We start from the raw sequence: 15,657 nt of genomic DNA on the forward strand, positions 1-15,657 counted from the left end.
GTGGCACGTCGTCCCCAACGTTATACTGAAGAAGATTTTGGCTCTTTAGAAGGACGTGCAAGTAAGACAGAGCAGAAAAAAGCAGTTCAACGTATGGCTGCTTTAGGTGAGCAATTAGCACAACTTTCTGTTAAACAGATTCAAAAACTCCCAGTTGATGAACGTTTAATTGATGCGTTAATGGAAGTACAGAACATTAGTTCTTTTGAAGCTCGTCGTCGTCAGTTTCAACGTATTGGTAAATTATTGCGTAATGAAGATGAGACCATTATTTTGTCTTATTTAACTCCGCAGCAAGGCGCAAAAAAACAGGCTCAATTGATGCGTTGGGTTGATCGTATGATCGAACAAGGTGACCCTGCAATTAATGAATTTAGTAAAATTTATAATGCTTCGGAACGTCACACCTTGCGTCAGCATGTGTTGAGAATCAACCGTGATAAGAGTCAACAAGTGAGTGAAGCAGAGCTTGAGGTGTCAAAAGGTAAATTTGTGAACTATGTACAGCAAATTGCCTTATTGTCTGATCAAGGCTAAATGCTCTTCCATAAAAAAGCGACGCTCAAGGCGTCGCTTTTTTATTTATACATTTTCAGCCCGTTCTTTTGCCCATTCACGCAAAATGAATTTCTGTAATTTGCCTGTCGATGTTTTTGGAATTTCTGTAATAACCACATCCTTAGGCACTTTAAAGCGCGCTAACTCTTTTTGGCAATGTTCAATAATTTCTTCAGGTGTTGCTGTAGTACCCATCTTTAATTCAATAAACGCGCATGGTACTTCTTGCCAACGTGCATCGGGTTTAGCGACTACCGCAGCGGTTAATACAGCAGGATGTTTATACAAAACATCTTCTACTTCTAAAGATGAAATGTTTTCTCCACCTGAAATAATGATGTCTTTCGAACGATCAGTAATTTTTGCATAACCATCTGGGTGGCAAACGGCTAGGTCGCCTGTGTGAAACCATCCACCTGCAAATGCTTCTTGAGTCGCTTTAGGGTTCTTTAAATAGCCTTTCATGACAATATTGCCACGGAACATGATTTCCCCCATGGTTTGACCATCATTAGGCACAGGTTCCATAGTCTCGGGATCTAACACACGCATGCTGTCTTGCAACGGGTAGGGTACACCTTGACGGGAATGAAGTTGGGCTTGTTCAGCAATTGATAGCTCATTCCATCCAGATTGAGAAGCGCATAGGGCAGAAGGTCCATAAGTTTCTGTTAAGCCATATACATGGTTTACGTTAATCCCCATGTTTCGCATCCCTTCAATAATGGCAACAGGGGGAGCTGCCCCAGCAACCATAACTTCAACATGGTGATCAAAGCTGGTTTGTTTTTCTTTAGGTAAGTTAAGAATCATTGAAAGAACAATAGGCGCACCACAGAAATAATCAACTTTGTGTTCTGCAATCAATTGCATGACTAATTCAGGATCGACTTTGCGTAAACAAATATTGGTTCCACCACTTGCTGCTATGCTCCATGCAAAACCCCAGCCATTACAATGAAAGAGGGGTAGTGTCCATAAATACACAGCACGCGGTTTCATTCCACAAGCCAAGATATTGCTTGCAGCATTAAGATAAGCCCCACGATGATGATAGACCACACCTTTAGGATTACCTGTAGTTCCAGATGTGTAATTTAAGCTAATCGCATCCCATTCATCTTCTGGTAAATGCCAAGAGAAGTTAATGTCGCCTTGAGCGATCCATTCTTCATATTCAAAAGAACCTAAAAACTGATTTTCACCTTCATATTCTGTATCGGCTACATCAATTACAATAATGTGCTGGTTAGGAATAAGTGAGAGGGCTTCTCTTGCCAAATTCACAAATTCAGGATCAACCAACAGCACTTTACTTTCAGCATGTTCCAACATGAAAGCGATTGTTTTTGCATCTAAACGTGTATTTAGGGTATTAAGTACCCCCCCCGCCATAGGAACTGCAAAATGTGCTTCAATCATGGCTGGAATATTTGGCAATAAGACAGATACCGTATCATTTTTCTCAATTCCCAGTTGCTTGAGCTGAGATGCAAATTGGCAACAACGTTGGTAAGTTTCTTTCCATGAAATTTGGCGCTTACCATGAATAATTGAAGCTTGATCTGGGTAAATATAAGCCGCACGCTCTAGGTAGCGTAGAGGTGATAACGCAACAAAGTTTGCGGGTGTGCGTGGTAACTCATCATAAGCACTAACCATGTGAAACAACTCCGTGTTCTATTTTTAATTCATTCTTTGAACATATGATGTAATATTAATCAAAGCATCTATGCTTTAGTCTTAAAGGTGATACCCTCCAGTCAAAAAATGAGCAGAAATGCTATTTTCTTCATCTTAAACCACTTGTGTTAAACATGTTTAAAAATCATCTCAATATATTTTTAAGTCATTTATTGCTGTTTACGCGATAAGCAAAATGTATTTATGATTTTATGGACTCAAAGGTTTTCACATTGCTTGAACAAGTGTAAAATCTTTCAGGTTTTTTAACTTTGATTTACACCGTTTTTATATTTTGAGGTTCGCCTCGATCATAATCTCGCGGTGAAATGCTCCTTCGTATAGGGCATCACTCCTTAAGGATTTTTTTATGCCAATTATCACATTGCCAAATGGCGATCAAAAGAGTTTTGATCACGCTGTATCTGTTATGGAAGTTGCCCAAAGTATTGGGCCTGGTCTAGCAAAAAATACTGTTGCTGGCCGTGTAAATGATCGCTTAGTTGATGCATGTGACTTAATTACCGAAGATTCGACCTTACAAATTATCACTCCAAAAGATGAGGAAGGTCTTGAAATTATTCGCCACTCTTGTGCACACCTTGTAGGGCATGCTGTTAAACAGCTTTTCCCAGAAGCCAAGATGGTGATTGGTCCAGTCATTGAAGAAGGTTTTTACTACGACATCTGGATGCCACGTCCTTTTACTTTGGATGATATGGCAGCTATCGAAGAGCGCATGAAAAAGCTCATCGATCAAGATTATGATGTCGTTAAAAAAATGACACCACGTGATGAAGTTATTGCTGAATTTACTGCGCGTGGCGAAGAATATAAATTACGCTTGATTGCAGACATGCCTGAAGAAACACAAATGGGCTTGTACTACCATCAAGATTATTTGGATATGTGTCGTGGTCCACACGTACCGAATACCAAATTCTTAAAATCGTTCAAGCTCACAAAAATCTCTGGTGCATACTGGCGTGGTGATGCGAAGAACGAACAGCTTCAACGTATTTATGGTACAGCTTGGGCAGACAAAAAACAGCTCGCTGCATATATCAAACGTATCGAAGAAGCTGAAAAGCGTGACCATCGTAAAATTGGTAAAGCTTTAGACTTGTTCCATATGCAAGAAGAAGCACCGGGTATGGTGTTCTGGCATCCAAATGGCTGGACTATTTACCAAGTACTTGAACAATACATGCGTAAAGTTCAGCAAGAAAACGGTTACCTTGAGATTAAAACACCACAAATTGTAGATTTTACACTGTGGGAAAAATCAGGTCATGCGGCGAACTATGCTGACAACATGTTTACAACTCATTCTGAGAATCGTAACTATGCCGTTAAGCCAATGAACTGCCCATGTCACGTGCAAGTGTTCAACCAAGGTTTGAAGTCTTACCGTGATCTACCGGTTCGTTTAGCAGAGTTTGGTTCTTGTCATCGTAACGAACCATCAGGTTCTTTACACGGCATTATGCGTGTACGTGGCTTTACACAAGATGACGCGCACATCTTTTGTACTAAAGAACAGATCGGTCAAGAAGTTGCAGACTTTATTAAGCTGACTTTAGAAGTTTATAAAGATTTTGGCTTTGAAGAAGTGCAAATGAAACTTTCTACACGTCCAGAAAAACGTGTGGGTGATGATGCACTTTGGGATATGGCTGAAAAATCTTTAGCAGATGCTTTAGATGCAGCGGGTCTCGAATGGGAATTACAACCTGGTGAAGGCGCGTTCTACGGTCCGAAAATTGAATTCTCATTGAAAGACTGTCTCGGACGTGTATGGCAGTGTGGTACTATTCAGTGTGACTTCAACTTGCCAGAACGCTTAGATGCGTCTTACGTGACTGAAGACAATGATCGTGATCAGCCTGTGATGTTGCATCGTGCAATTCTTGGCAGTTTTGAGCGTTTTATTGGTATACTAATTGAACACTACGCTGGTTTCATGCCACCTTGGTTGTCGCCGTTACAAGCATGTGTCATGAATATTACGGACTCTCAAGCTGAAGCTTGTGAGAAAGTCGTAGCAAAACTCAAAGAAAATGGCCTTCGTGCTATTTCTGACTTGAGAAATGAAAAAATCGGATTTAAGATTCGTGAGCGTACTCTAGAGCGTATTCCTTACCTATTAGTTCTTGGTGATCGAGAAGTTGAAGAAGGTACAGTGAATGTGCGTACCCGCTCAGGAAAAAATTTAGGTACTATGTCAGTAGATGCATTCATTGACTTAGTGAAGTCTGCCGTCGCCGAACGTGGCCGGTATATTGTGGAGTAAGAAAGATTAAACAGCCTGACCGTAACCAACAACAAGGTGCAAAAAGCAACCGTCCAGCAATTAACGACGAGATCCGTGCAAAAGAAGTACGCCTCGTTGGTGCTGATGGTGAGCAAAAAGGAATTGTTTCATTAAATGAAGCACTGCGCGCTGCTGAAGAGGCAGATCTTGACCTAGTTGAGATCGTTGCAAACGCCGAGCCGCCTGTTTGTAAAATTATGGATTACAACAAGCACTTGTTTGACCTTAAGCAGAAGCAAAAAGATGCGAAGAAAAAACAGCATCAAGTGCAAGTGAAGGAAATCAAACTGCGCCCTGCAACTGATGTTGGTGATTATCAAGTTAAGCTTCGTGCTATTTTGAAATTCCTTGAAGAAGGAAACAAAGTGAAAATCACTTTACGTTTCCGTGGTCGTGAAATGGCTCACCAACAACTTGGCTTAGCTCAATTACAAAAGATTGAAGCTGATGTTGCTGAGTTTGGGGTTGTGGAACAAGCACCTAAAATGGAAGGCCGTCAAATGGGTATGTTACTTGGACCGAAAAAGAAAAAGTAATACTCAAAAAAAGCACTGCAAAAGCAGTGCTTTTTTATATCCTTATCATAATAAAAAAAGATGATTTAATTTTCTCTGTTCAGTTTTATTTAAGACAATTGCTATATCTTTTAAAAGAAATTCAATTCTTGAATTTTATGTATTTTTTAGTGTTGGAAATCTCATCGTCCCTCTTAAAACATGCTATAACGCAAGACGCAGTCATGATAACGATGAATAGGAAAATAGAATGATTGATCTATATTATTGGGGAACTCCCAATGGACATAAAATCACAATTGCCTTAGAAGAAATGGGACTGGACTACACTCTTTACCCAATCAATATTTTAGAAAATGATCAATTTCAACCAGACTTTCTGAGAATTTCTCCAAATAATAAAATTCCGGCGATTGTTGACCAAGATGGACCTCGTGGTGAGCCAATTTCAATATTTGAATCAGGCGCTATCTTGCAATATCTAGGTCGAAAAACTGGATTATTTTATCCAACTGATGAGCAAGAGCGAGTTGAAGTTGAACAATGGCTCATGTGGCAAATGGGTGGGCTAGGGCCTATGCTAGGGCAGAATCATCATTTCAATCGTTTTGCCCCAGAAAAAATACCATATGCGATCGACCGGTATGTAAATGAGACTAAGCGTTTATATGGTGTGCTGAATAAGCAGCTTATTGGTCAGAAGTTTGTTGCAGGTGAATACTCGATTGCTGATATGGCAATTTTACCTTGGATCTTGCGCTATGAATGGCAAGGTATTCAGCTAGAGGATTATCCTTATGTACAAGAATATATTGTTCGCTTGACGGCACGTCCTGCGGTACAAAAAGCACTATCAATTAAAGTCATCTAACTTTTATTGGTAGCGTAATGAATAAAGTGAAAGGTGATTTGGTCTAATTTAATATGCTAAGTTACTTTTTACTTTTTTTGAGTGCGTTTGGGGCGGCTACATTATTACCGTTACAATCAGAAGCTGTGCTCGCCACCTTATTATTAAAAAAAGAATATTCTGCTTTTCTTCTAATTTCTATCGCCACTTTTGGAAATGTACTGGGCTCGTGTGTGAACTGGTGGCTTGGTTTAAAAATAGAGCATTTTAAACACAAAAAGTGGTTTCCTGTTTCTGAAAAGCGCTTAGAGCAAGCTCAAAGCTTTTATTATAAGTATGGGTTTTATTCGCTGCTGCTAAGTTGGACACCTGTGATTGGTGACCCAATTACTTTAGTTGCAGGTTTATTCAAAGAAAATTTTTGGCGCTTTTTAATTATCGTTTTGATTGCTAAAGCAGGGCGTTATATTTTTATTTATTGGGTAATTACAGACTTTATTTAAAGTAAAAGCATCCGAAGATGCTTTTATTAAAAGGATTTAATTAGTCTTCTGAGCTTTTGGTAATATCGACTTTAAATAGATCATTGGTTTTTAGCCAACAGAAGGTGACCACTGCAAGTGTCATACAACCACCAAAAATAGTTGCTGCAATCGTTCCTAAATATTTAGCTGCTAAACCTGACTCAAATGCACCAAGCTCATTACTTGATGAAACGAACATTCCGTTTACAGCAGCAACGCGACCACGCATATTTTCTGGCGGAAAAATTTGCAAAATGGTTTGTCTAACCACAACTGAAATACTGTCACAAGCGCCCGTCATAGCCAACGCAAATAGTGATAACCACATGTTATTTGAGAACGCGAAAAGAATCGTGAAAACACCAAATCCTGCAACAGCAAGTAGCATGTTACGCCATGCATGCTGAGTTGGTGGAAAGCGAGTTAGAGCAATCATAGTGACAAGCGCTCCAATAGATGGCGCCGCACGCAAATATCCCAGTCCTTCTGGACCGACTTTTAAGATATCTTCTGCAAAAATTGGTAATAATGCGATGACTCCACCAAATAAAACAGAAGCTAAATCAAGAGAAATTGCCCAAAGAACAATTTTAGTTTTCCAGATAAAACGGAAACCATCTCCTAAACTTTCTAAAACATTAGCAGTTTCAATTTTAGGAAAAGTATGCTTATGCAATAGGTTGATTAAGATGAAACAAATACCAAGTAAAACCGCAACACTAAATAGACTTGTTTCTCGGCCTAAATAGGCAAGCATGAAACCACCAAGCATTGGCCCGATAATTACACCACTTTGCCAACCGATCGTCGTCCATGTTGCACCATTTGCATACAGTTCACGAGGTATCAAAAATGGTTTTAAAGATGTTGCAGAAGGATTGTAAAAACCACGAATTGTACCTAAGCCAAAAATAACCGCATAAATACCCCAAGAAAGGAAATTTACGCTGATATGACCTAAACCATGCAGATGGAACAACGACCACAGCACTAAAGGAAGAGGAACCGAGAAAAATAAACAGATTTTCATAATAATCTGTTTATTAAATCTATCTGCAAAATAGCCCCCCCCAAAGAGAAAGAGCAATAAAAGGAATGGCTTCTGCGAGTCCAATTAAACCTAGAGTCAGAGGGTCTTTGGTGATTTGATAGAGTGAGTAGGCAACAATAATTTCTTGAATCAGAATTGCTAAAGTTAAGCAAAATTGATTAATCGTAACAATTGAGAAATCTCTGTAGCGTAAGGCAGCAAATGCATCATGTTTCTGCATTAGGAATATCGTATGTTGATAATTTGATCGTATTATAAATGGAAAAAAGCACAGGCGCTTTATTTATTATTGATATGGCTGCCACAAGTTGAAATCGAGAAAGTCTTTCTTCGCACTCATAAAAACAGTAACTAATAGTTTTAATTTTAGTCAGCATGCTATAAAATACGCGCTTCCTTACCTGCAGGTCGATTTTGCAATGGTGCAATCGCGCCGAACAGGTGCCTAAAAGAGGTTACTATGGCTAAGTTAAAAACTCGCCGTGGTGCAGCTAAACGCTTCAAAGCGACTGCAAACGGTTTTAAGCGTAAACAAGCGTTCAAGCGCCACATCTTGACCAAAAAATCTGCTAAACGTATCCGTCAATTACGCGGCTGTGTAATGGTTCATGTTTCTGACATGAATTCAGTTCGTCGTATGTGCCCATACATCTAAGGAGATTATAAATGGCTCGTGTAAAACGTGGTGTAGTGGCTCATCGTCGTCACAAAAAAATTCTTGCTCGCGCTAAAGGTTACTATGGTGCTCGTTCACGCGTTTACCGCGTAGCGTTCCAAGCGGTAATCAAAGCTGGTCAATACGCTTACCGTGACCGCCGTCAAAAGAAACGTCAATTCCGTGCTCTATGGATTGCGCGTATTAATGCTGGTGCTCGTCAAAACGGTTTGTCTTACAGCCGTATGATCGATGGCTTGAAAAAAGCTCAAGTGATCATCGACCGTCGCGTATTAGCTGACATCGCTATGCATGATGCAGTAGCATTTGCTGCTTTAGCTGAAAAAGCTAAAGGCGCATTAGCTGCATAAGCTTAGAGAATCAAAGAAAGACCGCTTTTTAGCGGTCTTTTTTATTATTTATCTAAAGTCCAAAATAATAAGCCAAAGCACAAATAATAATCGTTAGAATAACCAGTTTAATAACACCTGAACCAGTGCCTTTATGGTGCTGAGACTTGAGATGCTGTGGATTTTCGTTTGATTGCTCAAATGGAGATGCTTTAACTACAGGCACCATCTGAGCTGTCTGATAATGGTTGGCAACTTTTACAATAAGCTTGGCAAACAAATCATCAGTTTTTTGTGTAAAGTTTCTTAAATTGATGAGTTGCTCCTGGTCTAGTTCTTCTCCCAAAGGATCATTTGCAATACGTTTCTTTTGTTCTAAATAGTCAGCTAATGCTTGAGTACGAGATAAAAGCTGATGGGCATAATCTGCGGGATAGCTCTCAGGAATTAAGGCAAGTTTTGGCTCTAAGCTTTTAATATTTGTACCATCAAAAAGAGCATTTTGAAGTTCTGGCTCCTCAAAGCCTGCTGCATATTTACTACGAAATAATTCACTATCCATGAAGTCAGCTATTTCTTGCCATGGCGGATTTTTTAAATCAGCTTCAATTTTTTTTGATAATTTTTCATTGAGTTCAAAACGCCAGAAAGTTTCTAAACGAAGCTCACAGGTTTGTGAGGCAGGGGCTTCAAACTCATTATCATTGTTATACCATTCGGCAAGCTCATGGCCAAAAATCCAAGCAAACTTCTTATCATTCTGATGGCTCACGATAAAATGAGTATAAGGTAAGAGCTCGATATTACCGTTTGGATTTTGCTCTTCATTGAGAAGGCTTGATAAATGTAAGCTGAGTTTTGAGGTGCCTTGTTTTTTTAATGCTTCTAGCCAGACTTGAAAGTGTTGGGCCAACAAATGTTGAGAAGTTAAGTCACGAAACTGAAAACTATGATGGTCGAAAATATGATGTTGTCGCCATTGGTTAAAGCTTAAATTCTGACGAAGGTATTCATTACCATATGTCACAAGCGTAAGTTGTTGTTTCCAAATCTGATTAAGCGCCATAATAGTTGATCTCATTGACGATACTACTATCTTATACGTTTTATCTTTTTGTTGCCTAATACATTTTTCATGATGGATAAACTTCATCAATTCGATGAAAAACTGTTAGAATGCAGTGTTTTATTATATTTTTTAAATTTGTTGCTTTGAGAGTTAATATGTCACTGGAAGCCCTGACCACAGAAGCGCTTGCTGCCATTGCAGCAGCTCAAGACCTTGTTGCACTTGATCAGGTGCGTGTGCAATTTACAGGGAAAAAAAGCCAGCTTGCAGAACAATCGAAAGCATTAGGGAAAATGGACCCTGAAGAACGTAAAGTACAAGGTGCTGCGATTCATGCTGTTCGAGAAACAATTAATACTGCATTAACAGAGCGTCAAGCGGCACTACAACAGGCAGCACTTGCACAAAAGCTAGCAAGTGAAACGATTGATATTACATTGCCGGGCCGTGGTCAACGTATTGGTACAGTTCATCCTGTTACTCAGGTACAAGAGCGAATTTGTCAGTTCTTCACTAAAGCTGGTTTTACAGTTGCAACTGGTCCAGAAGTTGAAGATGACTATCACAATTTCGAAGCATTAAATATTCCTGGTCACCATCCAGCACGTGCTATGCACGATACTTTCTACTTTGATGCTACTCACCTACTACGTACGCATACCTCTGGGGTACAGATTCGTACAATGGAGACGAGTGAGCCGCCAATTCGTATCGTATGTCCTGGCCGTGTTTACCGTTGTGATTCGGATCAAACGCATTCGCCAATGTTCCATCAGATCGAAGGCTTATATGTTGCTGAGAACACCAGCTTTGCTGAATTAAAAGGTTTATTGATTAACCTACTGAATGAATTTTTTGAGAAAGATTTAAAAGTACGTTTCCGCCCATCATATTTTCCATTTACAGAGCCTAGTGCAGAAGTAGATATCATGGATGAGCGTGGACGTTGGTTAGAAGTATTAGGCTGTGGCATGGTACATCCAAATGTATTGCGTGCTGCGGGTATTGATCCTGATAAATACAAAGGCTTTGCTTTTGGTTTAGGGGTAGAGCGTTTTGCAATGTTGCGTTATGGCATTAATGATTTGCGTATGTTCTATCAAAATGATGTGCGTTTCTTACGCCAATTTGCCTAACAGTTTTTCAGGATTAAAAAGGTTTATAAAGATGAAGATTAGTGAAAATTGGTTACGCACATGGGTTAACCCGGCAATTGATAGTGAGACATTGTCTGATCAGTTAACTATGCTTGGTCTTGAAGTTGATGAACTTGCACCTGTTGCTAAGCCATTTACTGGCGTCGTGGTCGGCGAAGTTTTAACAGTTGAGCAGCATCCAGATGCAGATCGTTTGCGTGTAACGACAGTTAATATTGGTTCGGGCGAGCCTTTACAAATTGTTTGTGGGGCACCGAATGTTCGTGCTGGCATGAAAGCTCCAGTTGCAAAGATTGGTGCTGTATTACCGGGTGATTTCAAAATCAAAAAAGGTAAACTTCGTGGAGTTGAGTCACAAGGCATGCTTTGTGGTGCTTCTGAAATTGATCTTGAAGATAAAATCGATGGTTTGCTTGAGTTACCTGCCGATGCTCCAGTAGGGATAAACATCCGTGAATACTTAAAACTCGATGATAACGTCATCGATATCAGTATTACACCAAACCGTGGTGACTGTTTCAGTATCCGTGGTATCGCTCGTGAGATTGCAGTAATTAACCAACTGCAAATGAATGAACCTGATATTAAATCAGTTGACGCGACAATTGCTGATGAGAAGAAAGTGGTGATCAGCACTGAAGGTGCTCCACGCTATTTAGGACGTGTAATTAAAAACGTTAATGTAAAAGCTGCTACTCCTGAGTGGATGGAGCAGGCTTTAGCTCGTTCAGGAATTCGCACGCACAGTATTTTGGTTGATGTGACGAACTATGTCCTTATGGAACTGGGTCAGCCAATGCATGCTTTCGATTTAGCTAAAATCGAGGGAACTGTACATGTGCGTCAAGCTCAGCCACAAGAAAAACTACAACTTCTTAATGATCAAGAAGTTGAGTTGCAAGAAGATATAATGGTGATTGCTGATGACCAGAAAGCTTTGGCAATTGCCGGAATTATGGGTGGTTTAGCATCAAGCGTAACTGATGACACAACTGACATTTTCCTAGAAAGTGCATTCTTCGTGCCACTTGCTATTGCTGGACGTGCTCGCCGTTTTGGCTTGCATACCGATTCTTCGCAGCGTTATGAACGTGGTGTGGATTTTGAGTTGCCATTAATTGCAATGAACCGCGCTTCACAGCTTATTCAAGAGTTGGCAGGTGGTGAGTTTGGTCCAATTACTGTAGCTGAAAAAACTGAAATTTTACCAAAACGTGAAGCAATTGAACTGAAACAAGCTCAGGTAGACCAATTGTTGGGATATCAATTGACGGCTGATTTCATTGCAGATGCTTTAACTCGACTAGGGTGTGAAGTAACTGTTAAAGCTGAAGGTGAGTGGAATGTAGTACCTCCATCACATCGCTATGATATGGCTATTTATCAAGACTTAATTGAAGAAGTGGCACGTATTGATGGTTATGACAATATCCAAATTAGCTTACCAAGCATGGATGTTCAATTAGCTAAATATCAAGACCAATTTGAAATTGCAGAGTTGCGCCAAACTATCGTGACTTTAGGCTATCAAGAAGCAATTAGTTTTAGCTTTGCTGATGCAAAACTTGAAAAGCAATTGAACCCGCAAGTAAATCCGTTAATGCTAGCAAATCCAATTTCAAGTGATTTGGCTGCGATGCGTAGTACTTTGCTTTCAAGTTTAATCCCTTGCGTACAATATAATCTTAACCGTCAGCAAAGCCGTGTTCGCTTCTTTGAACTAGGACTTCGTTTTGATTATCAAAATGCTAAAAGTATTGAAGATCTAAAACAGATTCCAACTTTAGCTTTGGTTGCAGTAGGTTCACAACAACCTGAATCTTGGCATGTTAAGCCTCAGCCAATGGATTTCTTCGACTTCAAAGGAGAAATTGAAGAGATTTTAGCTGCTGGTCGTGTCAAAGTTGAATATGTACGTTCAGAGCGTGCATGGTTGCATCCAGGGCAGTCTGCTGAAATTTTAGTTGATGGGCAATCAGTTGGTTACTTAGGCCGTCTGCATCCATCTTTAGAAAATGAGCTAGATTTAAGCACAACTTGGGTTGCTGAACTTAATCAAACAGCCGTTTTGCAATCTTATGTATCTAATTTTACAGAATTATCACGTTTTCCTTCGATTAGACGTGATATTGCGCTTTTAATCTCTGATAATATAAATGTTAGAGATATTCAGCAGTTAATCGAAAAAACTGGTGGAGAGCTTTTAGACTCTACATGGTTATTCGATGTGTATACGGGGCAGGGTGTCGAAGTAGGTAAGCGCTCATTGGCGTTTGCATTATTATGGCAACATCCTTCACGTACGCTTGAAGATGCTGAAATTAAATCTGGTATGGACAATATAATCCAAGTGTTGGAAAACACTTATCAAGCGACATTGAGGGCCTCATGACAGCATTAACTAAAGCAGACATGGCTGATCATTTAAGTGAGTTAACCAGCTTAAATCGCCGTGAAGCAAAACAAATGGTCGAGTTGTTCTTCGACGAGATTAGCCAAGCGCTTATTGCAGGGGAGCAAGTTAAGCTTTCTGGTTTTGGTAATTTCGAGTTAAGAGATAAACGCGAACGCCCAGGACGTAACCCTAAGACAGGCGAGGAAATTCCAATTTCTGCGCGCCGTGTAGTTACGTTCAGAGCGGGTCAGAAGTTTAGACAGCGCGTTGGAAATGAGCAGATCGATTGATCTGCTTTTTTTATATTTTAAATAGCTTTTATAGTTTATTGGGCAGCAATATTGGACCGCTTAATCTTAGAAAATCAAAATTTAGATATAAAAAAAGAGGACAAAATGTCCTCTTTTTTTATATCTAATCTAGAATATAGATTAGTGTGCAGCAGAAGCAGCAGCAACGTCAGAAGCAGCAGCAGCAACGTCAGAAGCAGCAGCAGCAGTTTCAGAAGCAGCAGCGTCAACAGCTACAGCAGCTTCAGAAGCAGCAGCAGTAGCTTCAGAAGCAGCAGCTACAGCTTCAGAAGCAGCAGCAGGAGCTTCTTCTTTCTTAGAACAACCAACGAAAGCTAAAGTAGCAGCAACAGCAGCAGCAACAGCGAATTTTTTGAATAACATGGCATCACTCTCACAAAAAAGATTTGAGATTAAAAAAACCTAAGTTGGACTGTTTTGCTTTTATTATTCCTAAAACGTAGCTAGGTAACAACGCATGGAGCAGTCTAACTGGTCTGCCGCTATGCTATCACTGCAAATGCTGAAATACTACTGTCGTCTGTCAAAAAAACGTATGAAAAAGAGAAAAACAGACTGTTTTTTAACAGAAAAAAACAATTAATCAGCTCGTATATATTGGAAAAGGTAGAGGTAAGCTACTAAAAAAATTAAGCTTTTTTATGCAAAAATATTTATTATCAAAAACTTATAAATAATTTTACATAAAAATCAGCGAAATGTATTTTTGTGTAAAGCTTGTCAACCAAATAAAAAACCACTCAAAAGAGTGGCTTTTTATTAAGGTTTAAGCAATTAAGTTGAAGCTTTACGTTTCATTTGATCAAAGAAATCATCATTTGTTTTGGTTTCTTTCATACGGTCGAGTAAGAATTCCATTGCTGCCAATTCATCCATAGGGTGAAGTAGCTTACGAAGAATCCATACTTTACGTAATTTATCTTCATCCATTAAACGCTCTTCACGACGTGTGCCAGATTTTTTGATATTCATAGCAGGGAAGACACGTTTTTCAGCAATACGGCGATCAAGCGTAATCTCTTGGTTACCTGTACCTTTGAATTCTTCATAAATTACATCATCCATTTTACTGCCTGTTTCAATCAAAGCAGTAGAGATGATCGTAAGTGAACCACCTTCTTCGATATTACGTGCTGCACCGAAGAAACGTTTAGGGCGCTCTAATGCATGAGCGTCTACACCGCCAGTTAACACTTTGCCTGATGATGGGATTACTGTGTTGTAAGCACGTGCAAGGCGGGTAATAGAGTCAAGAAGAATCACAACATCTTTTTTATGTTCAACAAGACGTTTAGCTTTTTCAATTACCATTTCTGCAACTTGTACATGGCGAGCTGGTGCTTCATCAAAGGTTGACGCAATAACTTCCCCGCGAACAGTACGCTCCATTTCGGTTACTTCTTCTGGACGTTCGTCAATTAATAGAACGATCAAGAATACTTCTGGATTGTTTCTAACAATCGATTGAGCAATATTTTGAAGTAACATTGTTTTACCCGCTTTCGGCGGTGCAACAATAATAGAACGTTGGCCTTTACCAATTGGCGCAACTAAATCAACGACACGAGCAGTTAAGTCTTCTGTCGTACCATTACCTAATTCCATAACCAATTGTTCGGTCGGGAAAAGGGGAGTTAAGTTTTCAAATAAAATTTTATTACGAGAATTTTCTGGCGTGTCGTAGTTAATCTGGTTAACTTTGAGCAACGCAAAATAACGCTCACCTTCTTTTGGAGGGCGAATAGTACCTGTGATGGTATCACCTGTACGCAAGTTAAAGCGTCGGATCTGTGAAGGACTCACATAAATATCATCCGGACCTGCTAAATACGAACCTGCGGCAGAACGCAAAAAACCAAAACCATCAGAGAGAATTTCGAGAACGCCGTCACCAAAAATTTCTTCGCCATTCATCGCATGGCGTTTCAAAATGGCAAAAATAATATCTTGCTTTCTGTTACGAGCCATACCTTCCAGGCCCATAAATTCAGCAATTTTAATTAGTTCGCCGATTGGTTTTTTCTTGAGTTCAGTTAAATTCATAAGGGTCAGAATTAGGAAAGAGTAGAGTGTGGTTTAAAAAGGAGAAAAATCGCTCGCATACAAAAAAGATTATCGCAATTGTATTTACACAATAACAATTCAGAAGTCTGATTAATTGTTTCGAAGAGAAATGTGAAAAAACAATTTCTGTTGCCGAGTGGCGATCTTTATGTTTGTGTCTT

At 39.6% G+C, this 15,657-nt stretch carries 15 protein-coding genes and 2 pseudogenes; 12 read left to right on the plus strand and 5 right to left on the minus strand.

The window, feature by feature from the left end:
- The gene (gene yjgA / locus J580_RS19020; RefSeq protein WP_032005293.1) at nt 1-537 is read left to right on the plus strand and encodes a ribosome biogenesis factor YjgA; all 537 of its coding nucleotides are present in this window, start codon (nt 1-3) and stop codon (nt 535-537) included.
- A 45-nt stretch (nt 538-582) separates the two neighbouring features.
- Here yjgA and J580_RS19025 read toward each other — a convergent pair whose 3' ends face one another.
- Nucleotides 583-2,220, minus strand: a complete 1,638-nt coding sequence (locus J580_RS19025) for an acyl-CoA synthetase (RefSeq protein ID WP_032005295.1) — start codon at nt 2,218-2,220, stop codon at nt 583-585.
- 391 nt (nt 2,221-2,611) lie between these two features.
- Between J580_RS19025 and thrS the strand changes: the two genes are divergently transcribed.
- The 4 genes from thrS (at nt 2,612) to J580_RS19045 (ending at nt 6,423) form a co-directional block, all read left to right on the plus strand.
- Entirely contained in the window at nt 2,612-4,534 is a 1,923-nt protein-coding gene (gene thrS, locus J580_RS19030) for a threonine--tRNA ligase (RefSeq protein WP_032005298.1), read from the plus strand.
- Between the two features lie 5 nt (nt 4,535-4,539).
- Nucleotides 4,540-5,091 (plus strand): translation initiation factor IF-3, encoded by a 552-nt coding sequence (infC, locus tag J580_RS19035; protein ID WP_075383312.1) that lies wholly within the window; start codon nt 4,540-4,542, stop codon nt 5,089-5,091.
- Between the two features lie 229 nt (nt 5,092-5,320).
- Nucleotides 5,321-5,941, plus strand: coding sequence for a glutathione S-transferase N-terminal domain-containing protein (locus J580_RS19040; RefSeq protein ID WP_002117212.1), 621 nt, complete (start codon nt 5,321-5,323; stop codon nt 5,939-5,941).
- Between the two features lie 53 nt (nt 5,942-5,994).
- Complete coding sequence (locus tag J580_RS19045; protein ID WP_032005300.1) at nt 5,995-6,423, plus strand: YqaA family protein; 429 nt, start codon at nt 5,995-5,997, stop codon at nt 6,421-6,423.
- Between the two features lie 40 nt (nt 6,424-6,463).
- Here the strand turns inward: J580_RS19045 and nreB are convergent.
- Nucleotides 6,464-7,715 (minus strand): annotated as a pseudogene (gene nreB, locus J580_RS19050) (nickel resistance MFS transporter NreB).
- A gap of 38 nt (nt 7,716-7,753) precedes the next feature.
- Here nreB and J580_RS23325 point away from each other — a divergent pair.
- From J580_RS23325 to rplT, 3 genes and pseudogenes are all read left to right on the plus strand, one after another.
- Nucleotides 7,754-7,944: pseudogene (locus J580_RS23325) on the plus strand (hypothetical protein).
- A gap of 11 nt (nt 7,945-7,955) precedes the next feature.
- Nucleotides 7,956-8,150: a 50S ribosomal protein L35 gene (gene rpmI, locus J580_RS19055; RefSeq protein WP_002054552.1), complete on the plus strand. Its 195-nt coding sequence runs from the start codon at nt 7,956-7,958 to the stop codon at nt 8,148-8,150.
- A gap of 11 nt (nt 8,151-8,161) precedes the next feature.
- On the plus strand, nt 8,162-8,521 hold the full coding sequence (gene rplT, locus J580_RS19060) for a 50S ribosomal protein L20 (protein WP_000124858.1): 360 nt from the start codon (nt 8,162-8,164) through the stop codon (nt 8,519-8,521).
- 52 nt (nt 8,522-8,573) lie between these two features.
- Here rplT and J580_RS19065 read toward each other — a convergent pair whose 3' ends face one another.
- Nucleotides 8,574-9,566: a hypothetical protein gene (locus tag J580_RS19065; RefSeq protein ID WP_032005302.1), complete on the minus strand. Its 993-nt coding sequence runs from the start codon at nt 9,564-9,566 to the stop codon at nt 8,574-8,576.
- A 158-nt stretch (nt 9,567-9,724) separates the two neighbouring features.
- Here J580_RS19065 and pheS point away from each other — a divergent pair, with 158 nt between their 5' ends.
- Genes pheS through J580_RS19080 form a run of 3 tightly spaced genes read left to right on the plus strand, consistent with a single transcriptional unit; the run spans nt 9,725 to nt 13,411 of the window.
- Complete coding sequence (gene pheS / locus J580_RS19070; protein WP_002117277.1) at nt 9,725-10,705, plus strand: phenylalanine--tRNA ligase subunit alpha; 981 nt, start codon at nt 9,725-9,727, stop codon at nt 10,703-10,705.
- A 31-nt stretch (nt 10,706-10,736) separates the two neighbouring features.
- Nucleotides 10,737-13,118, plus strand: a complete 2,382-nt coding sequence (gene pheT, locus J580_RS19075; protein WP_032005305.1) for a phenylalanine--tRNA ligase subunit beta — start codon at nt 10,737-10,739, stop codon at nt 13,116-13,118.
- Entirely contained in the window at nt 13,115-13,411 is a 297-nt protein-coding gene (locus J580_RS19080) for an integration host factor subunit alpha (protein WP_000126166.1), read from the plus strand. Before pheT ends, J580_RS19080 begins: the two co-directional genes overlap by 4 nt.
- 141 nt (nt 13,412-13,552) lie before the next feature.
- Here the strand turns inward: J580_RS19080 and J580_RS19085 are convergent, their stop codons facing one another.
- Nucleotides 13,553-13,795, minus strand: coding sequence for a hypothetical protein (locus J580_RS19085; protein ID WP_017387628.1), 243 nt, complete (start codon nt 13,793-13,795; stop codon nt 13,553-13,555).
- Nucleotides 13,796-13,889: 94 nt separating this feature from the next.
- On the opposite strand from J580_RS19085, the gene J580_RS23330 reads away from it, so the two are divergent.
- A complete protein-coding gene (locus tag J580_RS23330) occupies nt 13,890-14,015 on the plus strand; it encodes a hypothetical protein (protein WP_002117184.1) in 126 nt (41 codons plus the stop codon).
- 191 nt (nt 14,016-14,206) lie between these two features.
- Here the strand turns inward: J580_RS23330 and rho are convergent, their stop codons facing one another.
- Nucleotides 14,207-15,475: a transcription termination factor Rho gene (gene rho, locus J580_RS19090; protein WP_002117304.1), complete on the minus strand. Its 1,269-nt coding sequence runs from the start codon at nt 15,473-15,475 to the stop codon at nt 14,207-14,209.
- Nucleotides 15,476-15,657: the final 182 nt, after the last annotated feature.

Origin of the sequence: Acinetobacter sp. 1542444 (assembly GCF_000581835.1) — a bacterium.
Lineage (GTDB): Bacteria > Pseudomonadota > Gammaproteobacteria > Pseudomonadales > Moraxellaceae > Acinetobacter > Acinetobacter pittii.

Bases quoted from the DNA above. Each gene is read 5' to 3' on its own strand.
- pheS (WP_002117277.1), top strand. From the start codon at position 9,725: ATGTCACTGGAAGCCCTGACCACAGAAGCGCTTGCTGCCATTGCAGCA.
- J580_RS19085 (WP_017387628.1), bottom strand. From the start codon at position 13,795: ATGTTATTCAAAAAATTCGCTGTTGCTGCTGCTGTTGCTGCTACTTTA.
- rplT (WP_000124858.1), top strand. From the start codon at position 8,162: ATGGCTCGTGTAAAACGTGGTGTAGTGGCTCATCGTCGTCACAAAAAA.
- J580_RS19045 (WP_032005300.1), top strand. From the start codon at position 5,995: ATGCTAAGTTACTTTTTACTTTTTTTGAGTGCGTTTGGGGCGGCTACA.
- J580_RS19065 (WP_032005302.1), bottom strand. From the start codon at position 9,566: ATGGCGCTTAATCAGATTTGGAAACAACAACTTACGCTTGTGACATAT.
- pheT (WP_032005305.1), top strand. From the start codon at position 10,737: ATGAAGATTAGTGAAAATTGGTTACGCACATGGGTTAACCCGGCAATT.
- J580_RS19025 (WP_032005295.1), bottom strand. From the start codon at position 2,220: ATGGTTAGTGCTTATGATGAGTTACCACGCACACCCGCAAACTTTGTT.
- J580_RS19080 (WP_000126166.1), top strand. From the start codon at position 13,115: ATGACAGCATTAACTAAAGCAGACATGGCTGATCATTTAAGTGAGTTA.
- rho (WP_002117304.1), bottom strand. From the start codon at position 15,475: ATGAATTTAACTGAACTCAAGAAAAAACCAATCGGCGAACTAATTAAA.
- rpmI (WP_002054552.1), top strand. From the start codon at position 7,956: ATGGCTAAGTTAAAAACTCGCCGTGGTGCAGCTAAACGCTTCAAAGCG.
- thrS (WP_032005298.1), top strand. From the start codon at position 2,612: ATGCCAATTATCACATTGCCAAATGGCGATCAAAAGAGTTTTGATCAC.
- J580_RS23330 (WP_002117184.1), top strand. From the start codon at position 13,890: ATGGAGCAGTCTAACTGGTCTGCCGCTATGCTATCACTGCAAATGCTG.
- J580_RS19040 (WP_002117212.1), top strand. From the start codon at position 5,321: ATGATTGATCTATATTATTGGGGAACTCCCAATGGACATAAAATCACA.